The 25927-nt window shown below is 71.0% G+C and carries 23 protein-coding genes, 1 pseudogene and 1 riboswitch; of the genes and pseudogenes, 12 read left to right on the forward strand and 12 right to left on the reverse strand.

Features of this window, described 5'->3' with window-relative positions; all coding sequences use genetic code 11:
• Positions 1-23: 23 nt before the first annotated feature.
• The 4 genes from FVS66_RS29675 (at position 24) to def (ending at position 4694) form a co-directional block, all read left to right on the forward strand.
• Complete coding sequence (locus FVS66_RS29675) at positions 24-1658, forward strand: HD-GYP domain-containing protein (protein ID WP_149184328.1); 1635 nt, start codon at positions 24-26, stop codon at positions 1656-1658.
• Entirely contained in the window at positions 1655-2893 is a 1239-nt protein-coding gene (locus tag FVS66_RS29680; RefSeq protein WP_149184329.1) for an HD domain-containing protein, read from the forward strand. The genes FVS66_RS29675 and FVS66_RS29680 overlap by 4 nt, the downstream gene beginning before the upstream one ends.
• Positions 2894-2990: 97 nt before the next feature.
• Complete coding sequence (locus FVS66_RS29685; RefSeq protein WP_149184330.1) at positions 2991-3971, forward strand: hypothetical protein; 981 nt, start codon at positions 2991-2993, stop codon at positions 3969-3971.
• A gap of 72 nt (positions 3972-4043) precedes the next feature.
• Positions 4044-4694 carry a peptide deformylase gene (gene def, locus FVS66_RS29690; protein WP_149184331.1) on the forward strand — a complete coding sequence of 217 codons (651 nt, stop codon included), beginning with the start codon at positions 4044-4046 and terminating at the stop codon, positions 4692-4694.
• Positions 4695-4784: 90 nt separating this feature from the next.
• Here the strand turns inward: def and FVS66_RS29695 are convergent, their stop codons facing one another.
• The 3 genes from FVS66_RS29695 to FVS66_RS29705 form a co-directional block, all read right to left on the reverse strand.
• Positions 4785-5801 carry a ribonucleotide-diphosphate reductase subunit beta gene (locus FVS66_RS29695; protein WP_149184332.1) on the reverse strand — a complete coding sequence of 339 codons (1017 nt, stop codon included), beginning with the start codon at positions 5799-5801 and terminating at the stop codon, positions 4785-4787.
• The gene (locus tag FVS66_RS29700; protein ID WP_149184333.1) at positions 5801-8227 is read right to left on the reverse strand and encodes a ribonucleoside-diphosphate reductase subunit alpha; all 2427 of its coding nucleotides are present in this window, start codon (positions 8225-8227) and stop codon (positions 5801-5803) included. The genes FVS66_RS29695 and FVS66_RS29700 overlap by 1 nt, the downstream gene beginning before the upstream one ends.
• Before the next feature lie 147 nt (positions 8228-8374).
• Positions 8375-8504: riboswitch (cobalamin riboswitch) on the reverse strand.
• 43 nt (positions 8505-8547) lie between these two features.
• Positions 8548-9048: a GNAT family N-acetyltransferase gene (locus FVS66_RS29705; protein ID WP_149184334.1), complete on the reverse strand. Its 501-nt coding sequence runs from the start codon at positions 9046-9048 to the stop codon at positions 8548-8550.
• Between the two features lie 82 nt (positions 9049-9130).
• On the opposite strand from FVS66_RS29705, the gene FVS66_RS29710 reads away from it, so the two are divergent.
• The gene (locus tag FVS66_RS29710) at positions 9131-9736 is read left to right on the forward strand and encodes a Uma2 family endonuclease (protein WP_149184335.1); all 606 of its coding nucleotides are present in this window, start codon (positions 9131-9133) and stop codon (positions 9734-9736) included.
• 77 nt (positions 9737-9813) lie between these two features.
• On the opposite strand, the gene mctP is transcribed toward FVS66_RS29710, so the two are convergent.
• From mctP to FVS66_RS29725, 3 genes are all read right to left on the reverse strand, one after another.
• Complete coding sequence (gene mctP, locus FVS66_RS29715) at positions 9814-11418, reverse strand: monocarboxylate uptake permease MctP (protein WP_149184336.1); 1605 nt, start codon at positions 11416-11418, stop codon at positions 9814-9816.
• Positions 11415-11678, reverse strand: a complete 264-nt coding sequence (locus FVS66_RS29720) for a DUF3311 domain-containing protein (protein WP_149184337.1) — start codon at positions 11676-11678, stop codon at positions 11415-11417. Before FVS66_RS29720 ends, mctP begins: the two co-directional genes overlap by 4 nt.
• A 134-nt stretch (positions 11679-11812) precedes the next feature.
• Entirely contained in the window at positions 11813-12598 is a 786-nt protein-coding gene (locus FVS66_RS29725) for a GntR family transcriptional regulator (RefSeq protein ID WP_149184387.1), read from the reverse strand.
• Positions 12599-12901: 303 nt separating this feature from the next.
• On the opposite strand from FVS66_RS29725, the gene FVS66_RS29730 reads away from it, so the two are divergent.
• The 4 genes from FVS66_RS29730 to FVS66_RS29745 all read left to right on the forward strand — a co-directional run bounded on the left by FVS66_RS29730 (position 12902) and on the right by FVS66_RS29745 (position 17789).
• Positions 12902-14206: a sugar ABC transporter substrate-binding protein gene (locus FVS66_RS29730; RefSeq protein ID WP_149184338.1), complete on the forward strand. Its 1305-nt coding sequence runs from the start codon at positions 12902-12904 to the stop codon at positions 14204-14206.
• 113 nt (positions 14207-14319) lie between these two features.
• The gene (locus FVS66_RS29735) at positions 14320-15393 is read left to right on the forward strand and encodes a carbohydrate ABC transporter permease (RefSeq protein WP_187645751.1); all 1074 of its coding nucleotides are present in this window, start codon (positions 14320-14322) and stop codon (positions 15391-15393) included.
• Positions 15390-16256, forward strand: coding sequence for a carbohydrate ABC transporter permease (locus tag FVS66_RS29740; protein WP_149184340.1), 867 nt, complete (start codon positions 15390-15392; stop codon positions 16254-16256). Before FVS66_RS29735 ends, FVS66_RS29740 begins: the two co-directional genes overlap by 4 nt.
• A 9-nt stretch (positions 16257-16265) precedes the next feature.
• Positions 16266-17789, forward strand: coding sequence for a glycoside hydrolase family 3 protein (locus tag FVS66_RS29745; protein WP_149184341.1), 1524 nt, complete (start codon positions 16266-16268; stop codon positions 17787-17789).
• 87 nt (positions 17790-17876) lie between these two features.
• Here the strand turns inward: FVS66_RS29745 and nagB are convergent, their stop codons facing one another.
• Positions 17877-18662, reverse strand: coding sequence for a glucosamine-6-phosphate deaminase (gene nagB / locus FVS66_RS29750; RefSeq protein ID WP_149184342.1), 786 nt, complete (start codon positions 18660-18662; stop codon positions 17877-17879).
• A gap of 141 nt (positions 18663-18803) precedes the next feature.
• Between nagB and FVS66_RS29755 the strand changes: the two are divergent.
• Together FVS66_RS29755 and FVS66_RS29760 are read left to right on the forward strand one after the other, a co-directional pair.
• A pseudogene (locus FVS66_RS29755) lies at positions 18804-19086 on the forward strand (glucosamine-6-phosphate deaminase); the annotation flags it as partial.
• A 434-nt stretch (positions 19087-19520) separates the two neighbouring features.
• Positions 19521-20990 carry a PAS domain-containing sensor histidine kinase gene (locus FVS66_RS29760; protein ID WP_149184388.1) on the forward strand — a complete coding sequence of 490 codons (1470 nt, stop codon included), beginning with the start codon at positions 19521-19523 and terminating at the stop codon, positions 20988-20990.
• A 252-nt stretch (positions 20991-21242) separates the two neighbouring features.
• Here FVS66_RS29760 and FVS66_RS29765 read toward each other — a convergent pair whose 3' ends face one another.
• A complete protein-coding gene (locus FVS66_RS29765) occupies positions 21243-21500 on the reverse strand; it encodes a WhiB family transcriptional regulator (protein WP_003953983.1) in 258 nt (85 codons plus the stop codon).
• Between the two features lie 317 nt (positions 21501-21817).
• Positions 21818-22786, reverse strand: coding sequence for a diacylglycerol kinase family protein (locus tag FVS66_RS29770; RefSeq protein ID WP_149184343.1), 969 nt, complete (start codon positions 22784-22786; stop codon positions 21818-21820).
• 78 nt (positions 22787-22864) lie between these two features.
• Here FVS66_RS29770 and FVS66_RS29775 point away from each other — a divergent pair, with 78 nt between their 5' ends.
• Positions 22865-23290, forward strand: coding sequence for a hypothetical protein (locus tag FVS66_RS29775; RefSeq protein WP_149184344.1), 426 nt, complete (start codon positions 22865-22867; stop codon positions 23288-23290).
• A gap of 63 nt (positions 23291-23353) precedes the next feature.
• On the opposite strand, the gene FVS66_RS29780 is transcribed toward FVS66_RS29775, so the two are convergent.
• From FVS66_RS29780 to FVS66_RS29790, 3 genes are all read right to left on the reverse strand, one after another.
• Positions 23354-24271 carry an RNA polymerase sigma factor SigF gene (locus tag FVS66_RS29780; protein ID WP_262387287.1) on the reverse strand — a complete coding sequence of 306 codons (918 nt, stop codon included), beginning with the start codon at positions 24269-24271 and terminating at the stop codon, positions 23354-23356.
• 47 nt (positions 24272-24318) lie between these two features.
• Positions 24319-24732, reverse strand: coding sequence for an anti-sigma regulatory factor (locus FVS66_RS29785; protein WP_149184346.1), 414 nt, complete (start codon positions 24730-24732; stop codon positions 24319-24321).
• A gap of 263 nt (positions 24733-24995) precedes the next feature.
• Positions 24996-25916: a 1-aminocyclopropane-1-carboxylate deaminase/D-cysteine desulfhydrase gene (locus FVS66_RS29790; protein WP_149184347.1), complete on the reverse strand. Its 921-nt coding sequence runs from the start codon at positions 25914-25916 to the stop codon at positions 24996-24998.
• Positions 25917-25927 lie beyond the last annotated feature (11 nt).

A 25927-nucleotide genomic window follows, 5' to 3' on the forward strand; every position in this document is an offset into this window, starting at 1 on the left:
GCCGAACGGGAGGCGGGAGAGCGGTGGCGGGGATTCCGGGAGCGGCGCGCGCGTACATCACGGGCGCCGTGCTGGGCGCCGCCGCCTGCGCGTTCCCCGCGCTCGCGCCCGGGGCCGCGACCCCGTGGGGCGCACTGGCACTGCTCGCCGGGCTGTACGCGTTCTGCGAGTGCCCCGCCCGCTGCTTCCTCGTGGGCCGCGCCACGGGCGGCCCCCCGCCGGTCGGCTCCGGGTCCTTCTTCCCCGTGCTGCTGGCCGCCGTGCTGCTGCTGCCGCCCTCCGCCGCCGCGCTCGCCGCCGTGCCGGGAGCGCTCGTCTCCCGTGTCGAGCAGCGGCCCGCCGCCCGGCTGCGGCGCGTCTGGCGGGCCGCCGAACTGGCCGTCGCCGCCTGGGCGGCCGCCCACGCCGCCACCCTCCTCGACGGGCCCGCCGCCCTCGGCGGCCCCGGACGCACCGGACCTGACGGGGCGCACCCACCCGACTTCCCGTACGCGCTGCTGCCCGCCGGCGCGGCGGTCCTCACCTTCTGCGTCGTCCTCACCGCCCTCGACGGCGGCATCCGCGCCGCCGCCGTGGGGGTACCTCCCGCGCCCTTCAGGAAGCGGGGGAGCGTACCGCCGCACACGGCCTGGCGCGGTCTCCTGGCCCGCTCGCTCGGCTCGCACGCCGTGCACGGGCTCGTCGGGCTCATGATGGCGGTGCTGTGGCGCAGCCCGTACGGCTGGCCGGCCGCGCTCTTCGTGATCCTGCCGATGTATGTCACCAGCTGGGTGTTCACCCAGTACCACCGAGAGCGCGCCGCCCACCAGGCGACCATCCGCGCCCTCGTCCAGGCCGTCGACCTCAAGGACACCTATACGCGCGGCCACAGCGAACGCGTCGGCCGGGCATCCGTCATGATCGGCCGCGAACTCGGCATGGACGAGGCCCGTCTGGAGATACTCCGCTTCGCCGGCACACTCCACGACGTCGGCAAACTGGGCGTCCCCACGCGCGTGCTCCGCAAGAACGGCCCCCTGACGCCCGAAGAGCGCCGGATCATCGAGCTCCACCCCGAATACGGACACGAGATGGTGCGCGGCATCGGCTTCCTCGGCGAGGCGCGCACCGCGATCCTCCACCACCACGAGCGGCTCGACGGCAAGGGCTACCCGTACGGGCTCCGTGGCTCCGAGATCCCGGAGTTCGCGCGGGTCGTCGCCGTCGCGGACGCGTTCGACGCCATGACCTCCACCCGTTCCTACAGCCGCGCCCGCCCCGTCGGAACCGCCCTCGCCGAACTGGACCGCTGCGCCGGCACCCACTTCGACCCCGCCATGGTCCGGGCCCTCACCGGGGCCCTCACCCAGCACGGCTGGCAGACGGCGGTCACCTCCGACGAGGCCCACCTCCCCACCACCCCGAACGCGACCGTCCCCCCGTCCCGCCCCACCCCCGACCAGGCGCCGGACACCACCGCCGACCAGGCCCCGGCCACCGCCCCGACCCCCGATCCGACCCCCGCCCCGACCCCCGCCCCGACCCCCGATCCGACCCCCGATCCGACCCCCGATCCGACCCCCGATCCGGCCACCGCCCCGGCCACCGCCCCGGCCACCGACCGGGCCACCGGCCCCGCGCCGGACCGTGACCCCGCCGCCCCGGGCGGCGCGCGGTGAGCGCCGCGCCCGCGCTCCGGCCGCCCCGTACCGTCCTCCTCGTCCAAGCGGCCGCCGCCGCGCTCACCGCCGCGTCCCTCGGGTGGACGCTCTGGCACGGGCTCGCCCAGCCCGGGATCGCGCTGGCGTTCGGGCTGCTGATAGCCGTCGGCGAGCTGGCCCGCTGGGGCGCACGGCCCGGCGAGCGGGAACCCGCGCCGCTCGGCGCCGCCGGGGCCCTGGCCTACGCGCTGCTGGGAAAGTCGGCCGGGGAGACCGCCGAGCACGGTGTGCCGCAGGTCGTCGCCGTCGTCGTCGCCGGCGCGCTCGTCGGCGCCGTACCGCATGTGGCGCTCGGGCGGGGACCCGATCCGGACCAGATGGCCCGGCGGGTCCTCACCGTCTCGTTCGCCGCGGTCTGCTTCCAGCCGCTGCGCACGGCCGCCGCCCCCCGGCACGTGCTGTACCTGCTGCTGATCCTCGCCCTGACCGCCCTGTGCGACGCCGTCCTCGCCGCGCTCCTCCTGCGCGCCCGCACCGGGTACCCGTACGGCCCGCTCCTCCGCGACGAGCTGCGCGCCCTCCCCGGCGTCGGATCCGCCGTGTGCGCGAGCGGCGCCGTCATGGCCCTGGCCGTGGCCGTCGCCGGACTGTGGGCGCTGCCCGTCCTCTGCGTACCGCTCCTGCTCACCCAGCTGGCGTTCCGCCGCTACGCCGCCGTGCGCCGCACCTACCGGCAGACCATCGCGTCTCTCGCCCGCGCCACCGAGGTCGCCGGGTACACCCCGCCCGGCCACGCCCACCGCGTCGCGGCGCTCAGCCGGGCCGTCGGCAGGGAGCTCGGTCTGGCGGGCGAGGACCTGACCGTCCTGGAGTACGCGGCGCTCATGCACGACATCGGGCAGCTGTCCCTCGTCGACCCCGTCCCGGAGGGCGCCACCGCCCTCCTCCCGGCCGCCGAACAGCGCCGTATCGCCCTCCTCGGCGGCGCCGTGGTCCGCCGGACCGGCGTCCCGGCCGCCGTCGCCGTCGTCGTGGAGCGGCAGGCGGACCCGTACTACGAACAGCCCCTGGCCGCACGGATCGTCCGCGCCGTCAACGCTTACGACGACCTCTCCGGGGAAAGCGCCCAGGGCGGGCTCCGGGCTCTGGAGCACCTCAGGCTCGGCACGGCCCGCGACTACCATCCCGCGGTGGTGGAATCGCTCGTCGGAGTCCTCGCCCGCGGCGGCGTCGAGGGGCGGGTGCCGGGGTAACCGATGGGTAATGAGCGGGCGTGCGACCGGGCATGGTTGGATGCCAACAAGAGGGTGTCCGGGGGCAGTGACCTTCAGTGACCGGTAGGCGGGAATCGTGAGGATCTTCGGGAAGGTACGGCATCGGCCCTCCGCCTCGTGGCGGCAGGCCACCGACCGCGCGTTCACGCTGATCGGGGACGGGCGGTACGAGGACGCGGGCGCGCTGCTGACGCGTGCGGCGGACCTGGAGCCCTGGCTGTCGGAGTCCTGGTTCAACCTCGCCCTGCTGCACAAGTTCCGGCACGACTGGGAGCAGGCCCGCGCCGCCGGCCTGCGCGCCGTCGCGCTGCTGGACAAGGAGACCGGGGCGCCCGACTGGTGGAACGTCGGCATCGCCGCCACCGCACTCCAGGACTGGCCGCTGGCCCGCCGTGCCTGGCAGGCGTACGGCCTGAAGGTGCCCGGTGGCTCCGCGCCCGGCGGGGAACCGACCGGTATGGAGCTGGGCAGCGCCGCCGTGCGGCTGTCGCCGGAGGGCGAGGCCGAGGTGGTGTGGGGCCGCAGGCTCGACCCGGCCCGTATCGAGGTGCTGTCCATCCCGCTGCCGTCGTCCGGGCGCCGCTGGGGCGAGGTCGTCCTCCACGACGGGGTCCCCAACGGTGAGCGCACCACCGCGTCCGGGCACAGCTTCCCCGTGTTCGACGAGATCGAGCTGTGGGCTCCCTCACCCGTACCGACCTGGGTGGTGCTCCTGGAGGCCGCGACCGAGGCAGACCGGGACGCCCTGGAACAGCTCGCCGCCGACGCCGGGTTCGCCGCGGAGGACTGGTCGTCGTCCGTGCGGCTGCTCTGCCGTGCCTGCTCCGAGTCCCGGATGCCCAGCGCCGAGGGCGACGGCGAGCACCTCGACCCGCACGACCACAGCGAGCCGGGCCACCCGGGCCCGCTCGGCCACCGCACCGCCGGCGACCTGTGGGTGCCGGAGCGCGAGTGCGGCATCGCCGCGCCCGCCGGGCTGGTCCGGGGGCTGCTGGACGGCTGGGTCGCGGACAGCCCGGACAACCGGGAGTGGCGGGATCTGGAAGAAGTCTGCTGATGCCCGTCAGCGCGGCCCCGTAGGCTGTACGGGCACATCGCAACGGGTACTCAGGAAGGCGCGAGAGCGGACATGGCGCAGCAGGAGACGGACCAGCAGGGCTTCGACGCCCTCCCCGTGGACGACGAGGGCTTCGTCGTCGACACGGAGCACTGCGAGGAGCGCGAGCAGGCGTACCGCGAGCGCGGCACGTCGCGTCCGATCACGGTCGTCGGCAACCCGGTGCTGCACAAGGAGTGCAAGGACGTCACCGAGTTCGACGACGAGCTGGCCCGGCTGGTCGACGACATGTTCGCCAGCCAGCGCACGGCGGAGGGCGTGGGCCTCGCCGCCAACCAGATCGGCGTCGACCTGAAGGTCTTCGTCTACGACTGCCCGGACGACGAGGGCAGGCGTCACACCGGCGTCGTCTGCAACCCGGTCCTGGAGGAGCTCGCCCCGGAGCAGCGCGTCCTGGACGACTCCAACGAGGGCTGCCTCTCCGTCCCCACCGCCTACGCCTCGCTGGCCCGCCCCGACCACGCGGTGGTGCGCGGCCAGGATGTGAAGGGCAACCCGATCAAGGTGCGCGGCACGGGCTACTTCGCCCGCTGCCTCCAGCACGAGACCGACCACCTGTACGGGTATCTGTACATCGACCGCCTGTCGAAGCGGGACCGCAAGGACGCCCTGCGGCAGATGGCCGAGGGCACGCCCCGCTACCCGGTCGTCCCCAACGACTGACAGGCGTCCTTCCGGGCGCCAGGGCGAAGGGGCGGGGCGGGTTTCCCCGCCCCGCCCCTTCCCGCATGCCGGGGCGGAACGTCCGATCCCCTAGAAGTCCTCGTCCAGGTCCACCGTGCCCTCGACGGCCACCTGGTAGGCGGACGGGCGGCGCTCGAAGAAGTTCGTCAGCTCCTGGACGCCCTGGAGCTCCATGAACGCGAACGGGTTCTCCGAGCCGTACACCGGGGCGAAGCCCAGCCGCTGGAGGCGCTGGTCGGCGACGCACTGGAGGTACTCGCGCATCGACTCGGTGTTCATGCCCGGCAGGCCGTCGCCGCACAGGTCGCGGCCGAACTGCAGCTCGGCCTCGACGGCCTCCTTCAGCATGTCGGTGACCTGCTGCCGGAGGTCGTCGTCGAAGAGCTCGGGCTCCTCCTTGCGGACGGTGTCCACGACCTCGAAGGCGAAGTTCATGTGCATGGTCTCGTCACGGAACACCCAGTTGGTGCCGGTGGCCAGGCCGTGCAGCAGGCCGCGGGACCGGAACCAGTACACGTAGGCGAAGGCACCGTAGAAGAACAGGCCCTCGATGCACGCGGCGAAGCAGATCAGGTTGAGCAGGAAGCGGCGGCGGTCGGCCTGTGTCTCCAGGCGATCGATCTTCTCGACCGAGTCCATCCAGCGGAAGCAGAACTGCGCCTTCTCGCGGATGGAGGGGATGTTCTCCACGGCGGCGAACGCGGCGGCACGGTCCTCCGGGTCGGGGAGGTAGGTGTCGAGCAGCGTCAGATAGAACTGGACGTGCACGGCCTCCTCGAACAGCTGACGCGAGAGATACAGCCGCGCCTCGGGGGAGTTGATGTGCTTGTAGAGCGTCAGCACGAGGTTGTTGGCGACGATCGAGTCACCGGTCGCGAAGAAGGCGACAAGGCGGCCGATCATGTGCTGCTCACCTGGGGTGAGCTTGGCGAGGTCGGCGACGTCCGAGTGGAGGTCGACCTCCTCGACGGTCCAGGTGTTCTTGATGGCGTCCCGGTAGCGGTCGTAGAAGTCCGGGTAGCGCATCGGACGCAGGGTCAGCTCGAAGCCCGGGTCGAGGAGGTTGGTGTTACGGGTGGTGCTCATTACTGGCAGGCCTCGCAGGACTCGGGGTTCTCAAGGGAGCAGGCCACGGCGTCCGTGTCGGGTGCCGCCTGCTGTACGGGGATGGGGGCGGCGGCCGTGGCCGTGCCCGACGCCGCGCGGGCGATGCGGGTCGCCGGGCGGGACCGCAGGTAGTACGTCGTCTTCAGGCCCTGCTTCCAGGCGTACGCGTACATCGACGACAGCTTGCCGATGGTCGGCGTCTCCAGGAACAGGTTCAGCGACTGCGACTGGTCCAGGAACGGGGTGCGGGCGGCCGCCATGTCGATCAGGCCGCGCTGCGGGATCTCCCACGCCGTGCGGTACAGCTGCCTGACGTCGGCCGGGACCCAGGTGAAGCCCTGCACCGAGCCGTTCGACTCGCGCAGCGCCTCACGGGTCTGCGCGTCCCACACGCCGAGCTTCTTCAGCTCCTCCACCAGGTACGAGTTGACCTGGAGGAACTCGCCGGAAAGCGTCTCGCGCTTGAACAGGTTCGACACCTGCGGCTCGATGCACTCGTAGACGCCCGCGATCGAGGCGATCGTCGCGGTCGGGGCGATCGCGAGGAGGAGCGAATTGCGCATGCCGGTCGTCGCGATGCGGGCGCGCAGCGCCGCCCACCGCTCCGGCCAGGTCAGCTCCACGTCGTAGTGATCCGGGTGCAGGACGCCGCGGGCGGTGCGGGTCTTGTCCCAGGCGGGCAGCGGGCCGCTGCGCTCGGCGAGGTCGGCGGACGCCTCGTACGCGGCGAGCATGATCCGCTCGGCGATCCGGGTCGACAGGGTGCGGGCCTCGGGGGAGTCGAACGGCAGCCGCAGCTTGAAGAAGACGTCCTGGAGGCCCATCGCGCCCAGGCCCACCGGGCGCCAGCGGGCGTTGGAGCGGCCGGCCTGCTCGGTCGGGTAGAAGTTGATGTCCACGACCCGGTCGAGGAAGGTTACGGCGGTGCGCACGGTCTCGTCGAGCCGCTCCCAGTCGATGTCGCCGGTCGCAGTGTCGACGAAGGCGCCCAGGTTCACCGACCCCAGGTTGCAGACCGCGGTCTCCCCGTCGTCCGTGACCTCCAGGATCTCCGTGCAGAGATTCGAGGAGTGGACCGTGTGGCCGGGCTCGGCGGTCTGGTTGGCGGTGCGGTTGGCGGCGTCCTTGAACGTCATCCAGCCGTTGCCGGTCTGCGCGAGCGTACGCATCATCCGGCCGTACAGGTCGCGGGCCGGCATCGTCCTGCGGGCCAGGCCCCTGGCCTCGGCGGCCCGGTAGGCGGCGTCGAACTCCTCGCCCCACAGGTCGACCAGCTCGGGCACGTCCGCGGGTGAGAAGAGCGACCACTCGGCGTCGGCGTTGACGCGGCGCATGAACTCGTCCGGGATCCAGTGCGCCAGGTTCAGGTTGTGCGTACGCCGGGCGTCCTCGCCAGTGTTGTCGCGGAGCTCCAGGAACTCCTCGATGTCCGCGTGCCAGGTCTCCAGGTAGACCGCGGCGGCTCCCTTGCGGCGGCCGCCCTGGTTGACGGCGGCGACCGACGCGTCGAGGGTCTTCAGGAACGGCACGATGCCGTTGGAGTGGCCGTTGGTGCCGCGGATCAGCGAACCGCGGGCGCGGATGCGCGAGTACGACAGGCCGATGCCGCCCGCGTGCTTCGAGAGCCGCGCGACCTGGTGGTAGCGGTCGTAGATGGAGTCCAGCTCGTCCTGCGGCGAGTCCAGCAGGTAGCAGGACGACATCTGTGGGTGGCGGGTGCCGGAGTTGAACAGGGTGGGGGACGAGGGCAGGTAGTCGAGCCGGCTCATCAGCCCGTACAGCGCCTCGACCTCCGCCACGGCCCGTACGCTGTCGTCCTCCGCGAGCCCGCAGGCCACGCGCAGCATGAACTGCTGCGGGGTCTCCACGACCTTCCGGGTGATCGGGTGGCGCAGCAGATAACGCGAGTAGAGCGTGCGCAGCCCGAAGTAGCCGAAGCGGTCGTCGGCCGCCGGGTCGGTCAGTGCGTCGAGGCGGTCCGCGTGGAGCTGTACGAACGCGGCCGTACGGTCCGCGATGAGCCCCTCGCGGTGGCCTACGGCCACGGACGCCGAGAACGCCACCGCGCCCTGGCCCGCGGCCTCCTCCGCGATGGTCCGGGCCAACAGCCGGGCGGCGAGCCGCGAGTACACCGGGTCCTCGGAGATCAGACCGGCGGCGGCCTCGGTGGCGAGCTCCCGCAGTTCCGCCTCGTCCGACCCGGCGTGCCGGCCGCGCAGGGCGGCGGCGGCGACCCGGCCGGGGTCGGCGTCGGGCAGGTCCGCGGTGAGGTCGGTCAGGGTCCGCAGCAGATCGGCACCGCGGCCCGAAGCGCCTCCGCTGAGGGCGGTGGTGGGAGACGGGCTGGCGGTTCCGGGCGCGTCGACTTCGGTGGCTGAGGCCGGATCCGCAGGCGCGATGGTCACGGTGGGGCTCTCCCTCGCTCGGCTCGGGGCCCTGCGGGCAGGCGGCGGGGGAGCGGGGCACGCGCCGCCAGGCGGCATCGGGGCGTGCGTGACCGCGTCCACCGGCCCATTCCGCGAGGCCCGGACGTCTGGGGCACCCGGGCCGGACGGTCCGGGCGCACTGACGGCAGGTCATCGGACTGCGGGTGCGCGAAAGTACACCGATCACACCGTTGCGGGACAGTTCCGGATTCTCACCGGATTCCCCTGCGCGACAGCGAGCATGAGCATACATGTGGGGGGCGCCTGATGCGGCACCCCCCACATGTAGTGGCCGCGTGTCAGAGCGTCAGCTCGTAGGCAAGCAGCAGAACGCCCTCCAGAGGGTCCCAGTCACGGTGCGGGGTCCGCACGAAACCCATCCGCTCGTACAGCGCGCGGGCGGCCGTCGCGACGCCGAGGACGGACAGGACGAGCCGTACGCACCCGTCGAGCGCACGCGCCCGGTCCGCGCAGGCGTGGACGAGCGCCTCGCCCACGCCCCGGCCGCGCGCGGCGGCCGAGACGGCCAGCACCCGGAACTCGGCCTCGCCGGGCTCCGCGATGTCCGCCCACGGGCCGCCGCCGGGCACGAACGTCACACCGCCGAGCACGGTCCCGTCCGCGTCGACGGCGACCAGCACCTCGGCCTCGGCGGCGCGCCGCCCCACGTCCCGGAGCACGTCCAGGTAGCTGTCGTCCTCGCCGTACGTCAGCAGCCCGCCGTCGAGATAGGCCCGGGCACTGATCTCCCCGAGCGCTTGGTGCTCCTCGGGGCGTATTCCTCGGATCGTGAAGTCCATGGGGAGGCAGTCTGCCCGACGGGAGCCGACCCCGCCGTCAGTCGTCTCCGCTATCGTCGGACGACGAGGGAAGGAGGTCCCCATGACCACGCCCGAGCTGCTGGAGATCACGGATCGGTTCCACGTCCGCCCCGAGGATTTCGACGAGAGCACGCGCATACTCGCCGGGAAGTCCCGGCCCATGCACATGCGTGTCGAACTCATCGACGGCAGGATCAGGAGCAGGGCAGTGCCCGACGGGGACCACGGACGGATCATCGAGTGGCTGACGCGCATCTGCATGCAGTCGCGCCCCGAGCTGTGGCTCTACGCCGAGCAGGGGCTCAGGATCCAGGAGTACCGGCTCGGCCGTGCCCGACCGGACGGTTCGCTGGCTCCGAGCGGTGCCTTCGTCGGTCAGGGTGAGTGGGCCGACCCGAGCCCCGTCCTGATGGCTGTCGAGGTGACGTCGTACGACGTGGACACCGATCAGCGCGCCAGGGTGGAGAAGCCGCGCGCCTACGCCGAGACCGGCATTCCGGTCTATCTGCTGATCGACCGGGACAGCTGCGAGGTGACGGTCTTCAGTGGGCCGGACGGTGTCCGCTACGAGAGCGCCCACACGGTCCCGTTCGGCAAGGAGATCGCATTGCCGGACCCGGTCGGTATCACGCTGCGGACCGAGCAGCTGAAGGACTGGGTGCGCTGACCCGTACGGCGAGGGCCGCCGTACGATCCCGGACGACCGGGACGTACGGCGGCCCTCGCCGCCTTCGCGGCTGCCCGTCAGTGGCCGGCGCCGACCTTCGGGAGGTCCTGCCTGACGCCCGGGTCGCCCGCGTCGGCGGTGTAGTCCGACGGGGATGTCTCGTCGACGCCCTCCGGTGCCCTGACCGCCCGCAGGACGAACGTCAGGACGATCGTGACCAGCAGGTTCAGCACGAACGCGGTGAGCCCGATGTAGCCGATCTCGCCGATGCCCGGGATCGCGGCGGAGGAGCCGCCGAAGTGCTTCTGCGCGGGGCTCGCGACGTTGTACGCGGTCCACGTGCCGTACACCATGCCGACCGCCCAGCCGCCGAGCAGCGCCCAGCGGTGGAACCAGCGGGTGAACAGGCCGCCGACCAGCGCGGGGAAGGTCTGGAGGATCCAGATGCCGCCCAGCAGCTGGAAGTTGATGGCGACGGTCTTGTCCAGCGTCAGGACGAACGCCAGCGCGCCCACCTTCACCAGCAGCGACACCAGCTTGGACACCTTGGTCTCCTGCGCCGGGGTGGCGTCCGGCTTCAGGAAGTCCTTGTAGATGTTGCGGGTGAAGAGGTTCGCCGCTGCGATGGACATGATGGCCGCCGGCACCAGCGCTCCGATGCCGATCGCGGCGAAGGCGACGCCCGCGAACCAGTCCGGGAACATGTTCTCGAAGAGCTGTGGGATGGCCAGCTGGCCGTTCTGCACATCGACCCCGGCGGCGATCGCCATGAAGCCGAGGAACGCCAGCAGACCCAGCATCACCGAGTACAGCGGCAGGATCGTGGTGTTGCGGCGGATCACATCACGGCTGCCGGACGACAGCGTCGCCGTGATCGAGTGCGGGTACATGAACAGTGCCAGCGCCGAGCCGAACGCCAGCGTGGCGTACGTCCACTGGCCCGCCTCGCCCGGGACGAGGGCGCCCTTGCCCGTGCTGGTGAACTTGTCGCTCGCCGCGCCGAAGACGGCGTCGAAGCCGCCCAGCTTGATGGGGATGTAGATGATCGCCACCGCGATGACGATGTAGATCAGGGTGTCCTTGACGAACGCGATAAGCGCGGGGGCGCGCAGCCCGGAGGAGTATGTGTACGCGGCGAGGACACCGAAGGCGATGAGCAGCGGAAGGTCGCGGACGAACCAGTGCGTCGACTCGCCGCCGCCGACGCCCATCACGTCCAGCACGGCCTGGATGCCGACGAGTTGCAGCGCGATGTACGGCATGGTGGCGAGGATGCCGGTGACGGCGACCGCCAGCGACAGGCCCTTGGAGCCCCAGCGGCCGCGGACGAAGTCGGAGGTGGTGACGTATCCGTGCTTGTGCGAGACCGACCACAGGCGCGGCAGGAAGGTGAAGATCAGCGGGTAGACGAGGATCGTGTACGGCACGGCGAAGAAGCCGGCCGCGCCCGCCGCGTAGATGGCCGCGGGGACGGCGACGAACGTGTACGCCGTGTAGAGGTCGCCGCCGAGCAGGAACCAGGTGACCCAGGTGCCGAACGAGCGGCCGCCCAGGCCCCATTCGTCCAGGCTGTTCTCGTTCTCGGCCCTGCGCCAGCGCGCGGCCATGAAGCCCAGGACCGTGACGAGCAGGAAGAAGAAGACGAAGACGCCGAGCGCGACGCCGTTGACACCGTCCTTCATCGGTCCGCACCCCCGTCGCGCGCGGCGCGACCGCGCTGGTCACGGTGCCAGAGCCGGTAGGCGACCATCGTCAGCGCCGTGGACACCACGACCCACAGCATCTGGTACCAGTAGAAGAACGGGATGCCGATGAACACCGGCTCGACCCGGGCGTAGGAGCTCACCCAGAGCATCGCGACGAACGGGGCGACCAGGCAGAGCGCGATCACCACCCGGACGGGTGTGACGACCGGTTGTCTCTCTTGCGTCACTTCTGGCATACGGCGGGTACCGTCCCCTCGTGATCAACCGTGATGCGGCGAATCTAGGGGACGGCCCCGCCCCAGGGAAGCAGCCGCTCGGCAAAGGCGTGACTGCAGCGGCAGTTGGGACTACAGAGGTTGACGGACACCACCTAGTCGGTGGCCGGGCGCTTGAGCCTGGCCACGAACTTGTAGCGGTCGCCGCGGTAGACCGACCGCACCCACTCCACCGGGGCGCCGTTCTCGTCGACCGAGTGGCGCGAGAGCATCAGCATCGGCAGGCCCACGTCCGTACCGAGCAGCCCCGCCTCGCGCGGCGAGGCCAGCGACGTCTCGATGGTCTCCTCGGCCTCGGCCGGCCGCACGTCGTACACCTCGGCCAGCGCCGTGTATAGGGACGTGTACTTCACCAGTGAACGGCGCAGCGCCGGGAAGCGCTTGGCCGACAGATGGGTCGTCTCGATGGCCATCGGCTCACCGCTCGCGAGGCGGAGCCGTTCGATGCGCAGGACGCGCCCGCCCGGCTGGATGTCGAGCAGTCCCGCGAGCGTGTCGTCCGCGGTGACGTAGCCGATGTCCAGCAGCTGGGAGGTCGGCTCCAGGCCCTGCGCGCGCATGTCCTCGGTGTACGAGGTGAGCTGGAGGGCCTGCGACACCTTGGGCTTGGCCACGAAGGTGCCCTTGCCCTGGATCCGCTCCAGCCGGCCCTCGACGACCAGCTCCTGGAGGGCCTGGCGCACGGTGGTGCGCGAGGTGTCGAACTCGGTGGCGAGGGTGCGCTCCGGCGGTACGGGGGTGCCGGGGGGCATCGTCTCGGTCAACTCGAGCAAGTGCCGCTTGAGCCGGTAGTACTTCGGCACGCGAGCCGTGCGGGTCGCCGTCCCGTTCTCGGGCGGCGTCGTGTTCCCGGTCTCCGTACCGCCACTGTCCGTGGCCATGGCCTGCCTCTCCGACTCCTGTGTTGCTGCCGTCACCGGCTCCTCCGTCTGTCGCGGCTCACATGGTGGCACGGACCGGTCACGGGTCGTCGCCCCTCCTCGGGTGTCGGTCCGGTAACGGACGCGACAGCCCTTCTTATACACCCTTGACACCCTTAAAGGTCTAGGCCAAGCTCCCGGTACTGGTCTAAACCATTAAAGACCAGGTCCCAGCCCCACGGGCAGAGTTCGAGCGCACTTCCCAGTACGGCGCGGCTCCCGGGCGGTGGGGGGAAACTCGTTCATCCCTGTGAGGAGGGTGGCGTGAAGCGCAAGCTCATTGCTGCGATGGGTGTGGCCGCGATGGCGGCCTCGGTCACGGCCTGTGGTGACAACACCGGTGGGGGCGACTCAGCGGCGGACCCCAAGGACCGCAAGGAGACGCTGACGGTCTGGCTGATGAGCGACGCCCAGAGCACCTGGCCGGAGCTCGTCAAGGACGTCAACGCCCAGTTCAACAAGAAGTACCCCGGCGTCAAGGTCAACGTTCAGTACCAGCAGTGGGGCGACAAGGCCAAGAAGCTGGACGCGGCCCTCGCCGGCGACAAGTTCCCGGACGTCGTAGAACTCGGCAACACCGAGACCATGACGTACATACTCAACGGCGCCCTCGGCGAGATCGACGAGAAGAAGTACGAGACCTCCGGCACCTGGATCAAGGGCCTCAAGGACACCTGCACCTTCGAGGGCAAGCTCTACTGCGTGCCCTACTACGCCGGCGCGCGCGTGGCCATCTACAACAAGGACATGTTCAAGGCCGGCACGGGCTCCGACGCCCTGCCGGGCACCGAGGCCGAGCTGACCGCCGCCCTGGACAAGATCCAGGCCGAGTACGGCAAGGACAAGGCGTTCTCGCCGCTCTACCTGCCCGGCCGCTACTGGTACGCCGCCCTCTCCTACGTCGCCGCCTACGGCGGCCAGGTCGCCACCTACGACGAGGGCAAGAAGGAGTGGAAGGCCGGCCTCTCCACGCCCGAGGCGCGGCAGGGCATCAAGCACTTCATCGACCTGGTCGGCAAGTACAACCACGGAGACAAGACCAAGGACGAGCAGGACCACGCCAACGTCATGGCCAACGAGAAGGCCGCCCTTCTCTACGGCAACGGCTGGGAGGCCGGCAGCGTCGTCGACTCACAGGCGAACGGCAACCCCAAGCTCGAGGGCAAGATCGTCACGGCCGGCATGCCAGGCCCGAACGGCAAGCCGCTCCCGTCCTTCATCGGCGGCTCGGACCTCGCCACCATCTCCAAGTCCAAGGTCCAGGACCTCGGCCAGGAGTGGATCTCGCTGTTCACCAGTGAGAAGTCCCAGGAGGTCCTCGCCTCCAAGAACATCCTGCCGAACAACACCAAGCAGCTGGAGCCGCTGAAGGCCAAGCCGGAGACCGCTCCGATCGCCAACGCCGTGCCCGACGCCTGGTTCACCCCGATCGCGCCCGGCTGGACAGCGGTCGAGAAGTCCGAGGTGCTCGAGCTGATGCTGCTCGACATCATCAAGGGCAAGTCGGTCGAGGAAGCGACCAAGAAGGCCGACGCGGAGATCGACAAGCTGATCAACGAGAAGTCCTGACCCTCTCCTGATCACCCGGCGGGGGCGGCGCACCCGGCACGACGCGGCGCCGCCCCCGCACTCCGGTACCGGTCTGTCGAAACGGAAGGTCCAGCACAGTGAGTGCCGCCGACATGCTGCAGACGCCCGGGGGCAATCCCCCGGACCCCCGGTCGGCCGACCCGGCGGTGCCCGATCCGCGGCACCCCGACGTGGCCGGCTCCCCGCCGCCCGGTGACGGGACGGCCACATCCGAGAAGGCCGCGCGGAAGAGCGGGCCAGGCGGCAGTCCGGGCGGGAGGAACCCGGCGGCCCGCGGTCGTGGCGCGCTCCTGCCGTATCTGCTGATCGCCCCCACGATCGTCGCCATCGCGGCCGTCTTCGTCTGGCCGCTGGTCAAGACGACGATCATGTCCTTCCAGGACGTCGGACGGAAGGAGCTGTGGACCGGCGACCCCGCCCCCTGGGTGGGTTTCGACCAGTTCACCGAAATCCTCGGCGACACCGCGTTCTGGGACTCGGTGGTCCTGACCGTCGTCTTCATGATCGCCTGCGTGATCGCGACGCTGGCCCTCGGCCTCGCCGTCGCCCTGCTCATGCAGCGGATGTCCACCTGGGCTCGGCTGCTGGTCACCGGCGCGCTGATCGCCGCCTGGTCCATCCCGCTGATGGTGGCCGCCTCGATCTTCCGCTGGTTCTCCGACTCCGACTACGGCGTCGTGAACATGGTGCTGACCGAGTATCTGGGCCTGGACTTCCAGGGCCACAACTGGTTCCTCGACCACAAGCAGGGCTTCCTCGTCATCGGCGCGGTGGTCGTGTGGGGCGCCATCCCCTTCGTGGCGATCACCCTGTACGCCGCCCTCACCCAGGTCCCCAGAGAGCTGGAGGAGGCCGCCGCCCTCGACGGCGTCGGCGCGTTCGGGAACTTCCGCTATGTCGTCTTCCCGGTGATCAAGCCGGTCTTCCAGATGGTCGCGACCCTCTCGGTGATCTGGGACTTCAACGTCCTCGGCCAGGTCTGGCTCATCCGCGGCGGCAAACCGGAGCCCGAGTACGAGGTCCTCGGCCTCTACGCCTTCAACAAGGCGTTCGAGTCCAACTCGTTCAGCCAGGGCGCCGCCATCTCGCTGATCACGGTGCTCCTGCTCTCCGGCGTCGCCGTGTACTACCTGCGCCAGCTCCTGAAGATCGGAGAGGTCGAGTGAGCACCACCACCTCCACCCCGAAGGCCGTCCGGGCGGACCGCAAGAAGAAAAGCCGGCACGTCTACAACGCCCTCGGGCTGCTGACCTTCGCGGTCATGATCTTCCCGGTCTACTGGCTGGTGATCAGCGCCCTGCGCCCGAACCACGAGATCCGCAGCTACGACCAGACGCTGTGGCCGTCGTCGGTCACCTTCGACAACTTCGTCCGGGCCGTGAACTTCCCCAACTTCGGCACGGCCATCAAGTCCAGCCTGATCATCTGCCTCACCGCGGTCGTGGGCGCCATGCTGATGGCCACCATCGCCGCCTACGCCATCGGCCGCTTCCGGTTCGCCGGGCGCAAGGGCTTCATGATCGTCCTGATCCTGGTCCAGCTGCTGCCGCCGACCGCGATGCTCATCCCGATCTACCTCCAGCTCAACGACCTGGGCGCGCTCAATGAGTACTGGGGCGTGACGATCATCTATCTGGTCTCCACGCTGCCCTTCGCGACCTGGATGATCCGTGGCTTCGTGGTCAACATCCCCAAGGAGCTGGAGGAGTCCGCGATGGTGGACGGATGCAGCCAGATGGGCGCCTTCTGGCGGGTCGTCTTCCCGCTGCTCGCCCCCGGCCTCGCCGCCGCCTCCATCTACTCGCTGATCAACGCCTGGAACGAGTACCTCCTCGCGTACGTCGTGCTCCAGGACAACGACAAGTACACGCTCAACGTCTGGCTGATGAGCTTCACCACCGAGCGAGGAGTCGACTACGGCGCACTCATGGCCGCGTCGACGCTGATCGCCATCCCGGTCGTCGCCTTCTTCATGTTCATCCAGAAGAAGATGGCGGCGGGCCTCACCTCCGGCGCTGTGAAGGGATAACGCCACCTCATGACGACACTCGTACGAGGCTCGTCCGACACCCTCACCCGCGACGCGCTCACCGTCCTCCAGCCCGGCTTCGTGGGCACCACGGCGCCCGACTGGCTGCTGCGCCGCATCGGCGAGGGTCTCTCCTCCGTCGGCCTGTTCGGCCGCAACATCGCCACCCCCGAGCAGCTGACCGCGCTCACGGCCCGGCTGCGGGCCGAGCGGGACGACGTCCTCGTCGCCATCGACGAGGAGGGCGGCGACGTCACCCGCCTGGAGGTGCGCACCGGCTCCTCCTTCCCCGGCAACCACGCCCTCGGCACCGTCGACGACACCGAGCTGACCCGGGCCGTCGCCCACGAGCTCGGCCGCCGCCTCGCCGCCTGCGGCGTGGACTTCAACTGGGCACCGTCCGCCGACGTCAACTCCAACCCGGACAATCCGGTCATCGGAGTGCGGTCCTTCGGCGCCGACCCCCGGCTGGTCGCCCGGCACACCGTGGCGTACATCGAGGGCATGCAGTCCGCCGGTGTCGTCGCGTGCACCAAGCACTTCCCCGGGCATGGCGACACGAACGTGGACTCGCACCACGCGATGCCCCGTATCGATGTGGATCCGGACACACTGCACGCCCGTGAGCTGGCACCTTTCCGCGCGGCCATCGCGGCGGGTTCCAAATCGGTGATGAGCGCGCATATCCTGCTGCCCGCGCTCGACCCCGATCGCCCCGCCACCCTGAGCCCGCGGATCCTCACCGGACTGCTGCGCCAGGAGCTGGGCTACGAGGGCCTGATCGTCACCGACGGCGTGGAGATGCGGGCCATCGCGTCGACGTACGGGATCGAGCGCGGCTCCGTCCTCGCGATCGCGGCGGGCGCCGACGCCGTCTGCGTCGGCGGCGGCCTGGCGGACGAGGAGACCGTACTGCGCCTGCGCGACGCGCTGGTGGAGGCGGTACGGACCGGCGAACTGCCCGAGGAGCGGCTGGCCGACGCGGCGGCGCGGGTACGCGCCCTCGCGTCCTGGACCCAGGCGCACCGGGTCAGGGGGGCCGTTTCGGAGCCGGGCGCGGCTGAGCAGGAGGGGACCGCGCCCGGCGCCGGCGTGGGTCTGGTGGCGGCACGCCGCGCACTGCGCGTGACGCCCGGGGAGGAGCCGTACACACGGCCGACGGGAGCGCCGTACGTGGCGTCTTTCACACCCGTCGCCAACATCGCCGTCGGCGACGAGACCCCGTGGGGCGTCGCCGCGGAACTGGAGCGGCTCCTGCCGGGCACCCGTACGGGGAACCACGGCGCGGACGCCGCCGTCGAGGACGTGCTGCGAGCGGCGGGAGACCGCCTGATCGTGGCCGTCGTGCGCGACGCGCACCGTCACGCCTGGATGAGGGAGGCGCTTGACGGGCTGCTCGCCGCACGCCCCGGCACGGTCGTGGTGGAGATGGGCCTGAACCAGGCTCCACCGCGCGGGGCCCTGCACATCGCGACGCACGGCGCGGCGCGGGTGTGCGGGATCGCGGCGGCGGAGGTCGTCGCCGGCGTGTGAGCGCACGCGGCGGAGGGGCCGGGCACATGACGTGCCCGGCCCCTCCGCCGTTTCGGTGCGTACCCGGTGAGACGTGGTCGTACCGGCCTACAGCCCTTGCCAGGAGGGCTTGTGGGCGTATGTGTGGCGGAAGTAGTCGGCGAGCTTCAGCTTGGACGCGGCGGCCTCGTCGACGACGACCGTGGCGTGCGGGTGCAGTTGGAGCGCCGAGGCCGGCACGAGGGCGGCGACCGGGCCCTCGACGGTCTGTGCGACGGCCTCGGCCTTGCCCTCGCCGGTGGCGAGGAGCACCAGGTGGCGGGCCTCCAGGATGGTGCCTATGCCCTGTGTGATGACGTGGTGGGGCACCTGGTCGAGACGGCCGTCGAAGAAGCGGGCGTTGTCGATCCGGGTCTGCTCGGTGAGCGTCTTGATGCGGGTGCGGGAGGCGAGCGACGAGCACGGCTCGTTGAAGCCGATGTGCCCGTCCGTGCCGATGCCGAGGATCTGGAGGTCCACGCCGCCCGCCTCGGCGAGCGCCGTTTCGTACGCCTCGCAGGCCGCCTGGACGTCCTCGGCTGTGCCGTCGGGACCCATGAAGGAGTCCGGGCTCAGCCCGAGAGGCTTTACGACCTGGCGGAGCACGGTGGAGCGGTACGACTCGGGGTGGCCCGCGGGCAGCCCGACGTACTCGTCGAGCTGGGCGATCCGGGCACGTGAGACGTCCACCGCGCCGGAGCGGACCTTGGCGGTCAGTGCGTCGTAGACGGGCAGCGGGGTCGAGCCGGTGGCCACGCCGAGCAGAGCGTCGGGCTTGCGGCGCAGCAGGCCGGCGACGGCCTCCGCGATGAGTTCGCCGCCTGCCTTGGCGTCCTGGACGATGACAACTTCCACGCTGGGCCTGCCGATCTGGGAGGAGTGGGAAAGGGGAGTCGGGTACGGTGGTATAGACCAATCTAGCAGAATCGGGCCCTAGAACCCATGGTCCCGCCGCACGGCCGGCGGGCCGCCCGGATCCCTGGTCGACTCGGGTCCATGAGCGACGAGCCTGGCCGGATCGCGGCGGGGGAGATGGCGGAGCAGCCCGCGATGCTCCGCCGGATCCTGGAACGGGGCGCGCCGCCGATCCGCGCGGTTGCGGAGGCCGTCGCCGCACGCGGGCCGCGGTTCGTGCCGCTGACCGCGCGCGGCACGTCCGGCAACGCCGCGCTGTACGCCAAGTACCTCCTGGAGATCCGCGTGGGGCTGCCCGTGCGGCCTCGCCTCCATGTCGACGACCGCGACGCACGGCGCGAAGCCGGACCTCACCGACGTCCTGGCTGCAGTTCCTCGCGTACGAGGTGACGATCGCCCGCGGTCGGGGCCCGGACGCTCCCCGAGCCCTGACGAAGGTGACGGGGCCCGGTAGCGGCCGGCGGCACGGCCGGCGGCACCCCCGAAAACACCCGCGGGCCGCGGCGCCAGGACGGGACCCTCAACCCGTCCGGCACCGCAGCCCGGAGTTGCAACGGCCGAGGGTGTGCGGTTCCCGCGGCCGCAGGCGAGGCTTCGGCGCAGTCAGGGCAGAGAGCGCCGGTGCCTCGGTCCCGCCCTCCTGTGCGGGGAGGGCGGAAGTCTTTACTCAAGCATTGTGGACTAGACCATTCTCGGATGTCCATCCACATGTGACATGGAGTTCCTGGTCCATCCTCCACCACGGACCGGTAAAGCACCAGGTTCAACCGCACAGGTACGCTCACAGATGTGCCGTCCATGAACGACCTCGTACGCCAGCACACCGCTCTGAGCGAGTCCGACCTGGACTGGCTCCATCTGCTGGTCTCGGAGTGGCAGCTGCTCTCCGACCTCTCCTTCGCCGACCTCGTGCTGTGGGTCCCTACCCACGACGGTACCCGCTATGTCTCGGTCGCCCAGATGCGCCCCAACACCGGGCCCACCTCCTACCAGGACGACATGGTCGGCCATCTCGTTCCGCGCGGCCGCCGGCCGCTGCTGGACGCCGCCCTGGACGAGGGCCGGATCGTGCGTGAGGGCGACCCGGAGTGGCGCGAGGAGGTCCCCGTACGGGTCGAGTCGATCCCCGTACGCCGCGAGGGCCGCGTACTCGGCGTGATCGCCCGCAACACCAATCTGCTCACCGTCCGCACCCCGTCGCGGCTGGAGCTCACCTACCTCCAGTCGGCCTCCGACCTCGCCCAGATGATCGCCGCAGGCAGCTTCCCCTTCCCGGAGCAGCAGGTCGACATGGACGCGTCGCCGCGCGCCGGTGACGGCCTGATCAGGCTCGACGCGGACGGCGTCGTCCAGTACGCCTCGCCCAACGCACTCTCCGCGTACCACCGCCTCGGCCTCGCCGCGGACCTGGTCGGCCAGCACCTCGGCCATGTCACGGCCGAACTGGCCCCCTCCCGCGGCCCGGTCGACGAGGCCCTCGTCAAGCTGGCCAGCGGCTACGCGCCGCGCGAGACGGAGGTCGAGGGCAACGGCGGCGTCATCCAGCTGCGCGCCATCCCCCTCAAGCCCAAGGGCTCCCGCATCGGTTCCCTCGTCCTGCTCCGCGACGTCACCGAACTGCGTCGCCGCGAACGCGAGTTGATCACCAAGGACGCCACCATCCGGGAGATCCACCACCGGGTGAAGAACAACCTCCAGACGGTCGCCGCGCTGCTGCGCCTCCAGGCCCGCCGGATGGACTCGGACCAGGGGCGCGAGGCGCTCAACGAGGCGGTGCGCCGGGTGGGCTCGATCGCCATCGTGCACGAGACGCTCTCGCAGAACCTCGACGAGCGGGTCGAGTTCGACGACATCGCGGACCGGGTGATCTCGATGGTCGCGGAGATCTCCCCGGGCAAGGTCGACTGCCGCCGCAACGGCCGCTTCGGCATCCTCGACGCCGAGGTCGCCACGCCGCTGTCGATGGTGCTCACCGAGGTTCTGCAGAACGCCCTGGAGCACGCCTTCGCCCCGGCCGGGCACGGCACGGTCGAGGTCACGGCGGTGCGGGGCGACGCGCGCGCGGTGGAGCCCCGGCTGCTGATCACCGTCCAGGACGACGGCCGCGGGCTGCCGGAGGGCTTCGACCCGCAGCGCACCGGGAATCTGGGGCTGCAGATCGTACGGACGCTGGTGGAGGGGGAGTTGGGCGGCACGTTCGACATGCGCCCGGCCCCGGAGCGCGGGACGCGCGTCGTCCTCGACATCCCGGTGCGCCCGCATAAGTGAGCCGCCCGCCCAGGGGGGGCGGCCCCTCCCACGGAGGGCAGCCCCGCCCGAGCCCCGCGCGTGGCGACAGCCCTGCCCGCAGGGACAGCGCCGCCCGTGGGGACAGCGCCGCCCGTGGGGACAGCGCCGTGCATGTGAACAGCGCCGTGCATGTGAACAGCAGCGAGCCCCGGACCGTTTCGTCACGGTCCGGGGCTCGAACGCTTTGGGTTACTGCTGCGCGCTGCTACTCGGGAGGCGCGGTGGCGGTGCTCAGGCGCTGGCGTTCCGCGCCCGGTTACGGGCGGCGCGGCGCTTCATCGCGCGGCGCTCGTCCTCGCTGAGGCCACCCCAGACGCCGGAGTCCTGGCCGGACTCGAGCGCCCACTGCAGGCACTGCTCCATCACGGGGCAGCGTCGGCAGACGGCCTTGGCTTCCTCGATCTGCAGCAGCGCAGGACCGGTGTTGCCGATGGGGAAGAACAGCTCGGGGTCTTCCTCACGACAAACGGCGTTGTGACGCCAGTCCATGGCTGCTACCTCTCCTTGGTGTTGCATGCAAGTTGCTTGTGAATGTGAACGCTTTCACGAATCCCCCCCAAGTGAAGGGCCGACGGCCAGATGAACTGGTGTGGTCCTGGATTTGAGGAGGGATTCTGGCTCTCACTGGAGGCCGGTGTTGCGGGCCGTCCCGATCGCCATGTAGAGACTCGCAAACCTCGGCGGCGGATACAACCCCTTCCGGAAAGTTTTTTTTGATTCCTCGGTGTCGGCTAGGTCACAGCCGTACTTCTATGGGGTGGACCCCAGCCCATACGTTCGAGATAAAGGGTCAAAGGCCCTTCCACTCACACAATCACACCTAGTGCACGGCGAACGCCTGTGAACGTCACGCTTCTACGGAGTCCCAGGTGGTCTCCGTCCATCTGGAACGGCAGAGCGACCTTCGAATGCAAGGTGAAGTCCGTCTCGTCGTGCAGCGAGACCGCGTGCTTGCCGTGCGGGCCGCGCTCCGGGGTCGATGTCAGCAGCTGAGTCGCGTACCGGGCGACGGCCGACGTCGACAGCCGGCTCAGTCCGAGCACGTCGAGCGCGGTGTCGAAGGACGCCTCGGGCGAGGCGTACACCGGCCGGTTCCCCAGGAAGGTCCAGGGGGAGGTGTTGCAGATTATCGACAGCACGAGGTCCTCGACCGGGGCGTGGCCGGGCCGCTCCAGGGTGATCGTGCCATGACGGCGGTGCGGGTCGTCCAGGAGCTGGCGGACCACCTGGCGCAGATACAGCGCATGCGTCGACCGCTTCCCGCGCTCCCGCTGCTGCTCGACCCGGCCGATCACCCCGGCGTCGAAGCCCAGGCCGGCGCAGAAGGTGAACCAGCGGGCGGGCACCGCCTCGTCCTCCGTGCCGGGCGTGCCGGCGGCGAGGCCGAGCCCGATGGTGCGGGTGCGGTGCTCGCGCAGGGCGTCGAGGATGGCGCCGGTCGCCTCGACTGCGTCGTTGGGCAGGCCGAGGGCGCGCGCGAAGACGTTCGTGGAACCGCCCGGCACGACCGCGAGGCGCGGCCGTCTGTCCGGATCCGGACCGTGGTGCAGAAGCCCGTTGACGACCTCGTTGACCGTGCCGTCGCCGCCGAGCGCCACGACCAGATCGACGTCCTCGGACTCGGCGGCCCGCCGGGCCAGGTCGCGGGCGTGGCCCCGGTACTCGGTCGTCACGGCCTCCAGCTTCATCTCGCTGGCCAGCGCGTGGATCAGTACGTCACGGGTGCGGGCACTTGTGGTGGTGGCTGCCGGGTTGACCACGAGAAGTGCGCGCATGCCGCCAGGTTACCTACCGCGCGGTACCGCGCCCAAGGGGCCGGGTGCGGGGCGGGCGCGGGCGGCTACCCTGCTGGGGTGAGCAGCACCGAACAGAACCCCGCCCCCCTGTCGCGTCCCACCCGTGTGACGGCCGCCGCGGCGGTGGCCGGGCTGGAGGCGCTGGCCCTCTTCGCCGGGGGCCTGTACGTCCTCGTGAGTACGCTGACCGGCACGCCCGACGGCGTCACGCAGGCCCTCATGGGCGCGGCCACACTGATCGCGCTCGGCCTGATCCCGCTGCTGGCGGCGCGGGGGCTGCTGCGGCTGCGCAGCTGGAGCAGGGGGCCGGCGGCCATCACCCACATCATGGCGCTGCCGGTCGCGTGGACACTGCTCAACGCGGAGGCGGCGGCGATTCCGGTGGGCATCGCCCTGGCGGCCGCGGCGGTGACGGGCCTGGTGCTCCTGGTCCACCCGACCACCACCCGGGCCCTCGGTATCGGGCGCACGACCGACGCCTGACCTCGCGGGCCGGCCCCGTCCCGTTGCGGACACCCGTCCGCCGGGGCGGAACGGGTGTGGTGCTCACTCCTCGACCAGGAGCTTCTCGCGGAGCTGGGCCAGGGTCCGGGCCAGCAGCCGGGAGACGTGCATCTGGGAGATGCCCACCTCCTGGGCGATCTGCGACTGGGTCATGTTGCCGAAGAAGCGCAGCAGCAGGATGCGCTTCTCGCGCGGGGGCAGATCCTCCAGCAGCGGTTTCAGGGACTCCCGGTACTCGACCCCCTCCAGCGCCTCGTCCTCCGCGCCCAGCGTGTCGGCGACCGCCGGTGACTCGTCGTCGGTGTCCGGGACGTCCAGGGACAGCGTGGAGTACGCGTTGGCGGACTCCAGGCCCTCCAGGACCTCCTCCTCCGAGATGCCGAGCTTCTCGGCCAGCTCGTGCACCGTCGGCGAGCGGCCGTGCAGCTGGGACAGCTCCGCCGTCGCCGTGGTCAGGGACAGCCGCAGCTCCTGCAGCCGGCGTGGTACGCGGACGGCCCAGCCCTTGTCCCTGAAGTGGCGCTTGATCTCGCCCACGACCGTCGGTGTCGCGTACGTCGAGAACTCGACGCCCCGATCCGGGTCGAACCGGTCCACCGACTTGATCAGACCGATCGTCGCGACCTGCGTCAGGTCGTCCAGCGGCTCACCCCGGTTCCGGAACCGGCGCGCGAGATGCTCGACGAGCGGCAGATGCATCCGGACCAGCCGGTTGCGGAGCTCCGCCCGCTCCGGCGAACCGTCCGGCAGCCCGCGCAGCTCGATGAACAGCGCCCGCGCGCCGCTCCGGTCCTGCGGATCGTGCTGGTGCTGGTTCCTGCCCTGCCGCTGCTGCTCGTGTTCGCTCATCTGCGCCGCCCGCTCTGCCTGCGCCTGCTCCGACGCCTCCACAAGACCCTCCACCGGGTGCGGCCGCGCCTGCTGTTCCGGGATGCCCGTGATGCCCTCCGCCGCGCTCAAGGCCCGAGGGCCGCGCTCCTCGTTCCGCACCGGACCGTCCCCGTCCCTCACGCCGGCCCGGGTCCCGCGCCGCGCTGTTTGTACAGGCTGATCGAGACCGTACGGTCGTCGGCGACCGAGGAGTCCACCTTGCCCGCCAGGGCGGACAGCACCGTCCAGGCGAAGGTGTCGCGCTCGGGCGCGCGGCCGTCGGTCGTCGGGGCCGACACCGTGACCTCGAGAGAGTCGTCGATGAGCCGGAAGACGCAGCTGAGGACCGAACCCGACACGGCCTGCTGCAGCAGGATCGCGCAGGCCTCGTCGACCGCGATGCGCAGGTCCTCGATCTCGTCGAGGGTGAAGTCCAAACGCGCCGCCAGGCCGGCCGTGGCCGTACGCAGCACGGACAGATAGGCACCCGCAGCGGGCAGCCGGACTTCCACGAAGTCCTGGGTCCCGGGCTCGCCTGCGATCTGGGACACCCTCACCTCCAAGGTGGCACAAACTCATTCGGGTTCCGGCGGGAAGGGAGATCCCCCCGGAACCTTGCGGTACGCAGGAGTGCGTAGTCGCCGTGACGCTATCGCGATCCATAATGCCGTGTCGCCGGGGCCCCCGATCCAACAGTGTCACTCATGGTAAGCATATGAGTACGGAAAGTGGCTAGAGGTCTGCGGCGTCCAATCCTGAGACACCGGCGGAGGGTTGACGTACCCAGACGCCGAGCGATCGAACCGTCCACGTCTCACCCATGGTGCCCCCTGTCCGGTTCCGGGCGGCCCGTCACCACGGCGGCGACGGCCGTACCGGGCGCGAAGGCGCCCTCCTCGGCCAGTGTGACCAGCCCGTACAGCATTTTGGCGACATATATGCGCTCGACGGCGATTCCGTGCCGTGCCCCGAAGTCCTCGGCGAACTCCTCCAGCCGCGGCGACGTGCGCGCGTAGCCGCCGAAGTGGAAGCGGCCGTCCAGGCTCCACTCACCGGCCGGTCCGCCGAACGCCCGCTCCTGCAGCGCCCGTATCTCGCCGCCCAGGAATCCGCCCTTCAGAACCGGAACGCCCAGCGCGCGCTGCCCCGGCCCGAGCCCCGCCGCCAGCCCGGCCAGCGTCCCGCCCGTACCGCACGCGACCGCGACGACGTCCGCCCGGCCGCGCAGCTCCCGGCCCAGCTCCGCACAGCCCCGTACGGCCGCCTCGTTGCTGCCGCCCTCGGGCACGACCACCGTCCCGTCCGGCGCATCCCGCAGCAGCCGTGCGACCACCTCCGGGTCCGCCTTCGCGCGGTACGTCGACCGGTCGACGAACACCAGCCGCATCCCGTCCGCCGCGCAACGCGCCAGCGACGGGTTCAGCGGCCGCCCGGCCAGCTCCTCGCCCCGTACGACCCCCACCGTCGGGAAGCCGAGCAGCCGCCCCGCCGCCGCGGTCGCCCGCAGATGGTTCGAGTACGCCCCGCCGAACGTCAGCACCGGCCGCCCGGCCGCCGCGGCCAGGTTCGGCGCCAGCTTGCGCCACTTGTTGCCCACCAGGTCCGGGTGGATCAGGTCGTCGCGCTTGAGCAGCAGCCGCAGCCCGCGCCGGGCGAACCGGTCGTCGTCGGCCGGCCGCAGCGGCGAGGGCAGCCGCGGCTCCAGGGCGGCGGCGGGATGATCGTGGGCGTCCATCCGTCCATTGT

This window comes from Streptomyces sp. TRM49041 (assembly GCF_008271805.1).
Lineage (GTDB): Bacteria > Actinomycetota > Actinomycetes > Streptomycetales > Streptomycetaceae > Streptomyces.

Bases quoted from the DNA above. Each gene is read 5' to 3' on its own strand.
- def (WP_149184331.1), top strand. From the start codon at position 4,044: ATGGCGCAGCAGGAGACGGACCAGCAGGGCTTCGACGCCCTCCCCGTG.
- FVS66_RS29695 (WP_149184332.1), bottom strand. From the start codon at position 5,801: ATGAGCACCACCCGTAACACCAACCTCCTCGACCCGGGCTTCGAGCTG.
- FVS66_RS29705 (WP_149184334.1), bottom strand. From the start codon at position 9,048: ATGGACTTCACGATCCGAGGAATACGCCCCGAGGAGCACCAAGCGCTC.
- FVS66_RS29710 (WP_149184335.1), top strand. From the start codon at position 9,131: ATGACCACGCCCGAGCTGCTGGAGATCACGGATCGGTTCCACGTCCGC.
- mctP (WP_149184336.1), bottom strand. From the start codon at position 11,418: ATGAAGGACGGTGTCAACGGCGTCGCGCTCGGCGTCTTCGTCTTCTTC.
- FVS66_RS29720 (WP_149184337.1), bottom strand. From the start codon at position 11,678: ATGCCAGAAGTGACGCAAGAGAGACAACCGGTCGTCACACCCGTCCGG.
- FVS66_RS29725 (WP_149184387.1), bottom strand. From the start codon at position 12,598: ATGGCCACGGACAGTGGCGGTACGGAGACCGGGAACACGACGCCGCCC.
- FVS66_RS29735 (WP_187645751.1), top strand. From the start codon at position 14,320: ATGCTGCAGACGCCCGGGGGCAATCCCCCGGACCCCCGGTCGGCCGAC.
- FVS66_RS29745 (WP_149184341.1), top strand. From the start codon at position 16,266: ATGACGACACTCGTACGAGGCTCGTCCGACACCCTCACCCGCGACGCG.
- FVS66_RS29760 (WP_149184388.1), top strand. From the start codon at position 19,521: ATGAACGACCTCGTACGCCAGCACACCGCTCTGAGCGAGTCCGACCTG.
- FVS66_RS29765 (WP_003953983.1), bottom strand. From the start codon at position 21,500: ATGGACTGGCGTCACAACGCCGTTTGTCGTGAGGAAGACCCCGAGCTG.
- FVS66_RS29770 (WP_149184343.1), bottom strand. From the start codon at position 22,786: ATGCGCGCACTTCTCGTGGTCAACCCGGCAGCCACCACCACAAGTGCC.
- FVS66_RS29790 (WP_149184347.1), bottom strand. From the start codon at position 25,916: ATGGACGCCCACGATCATCCCGCCGCCGCCCTGGAGCCGCGGCTGCCC.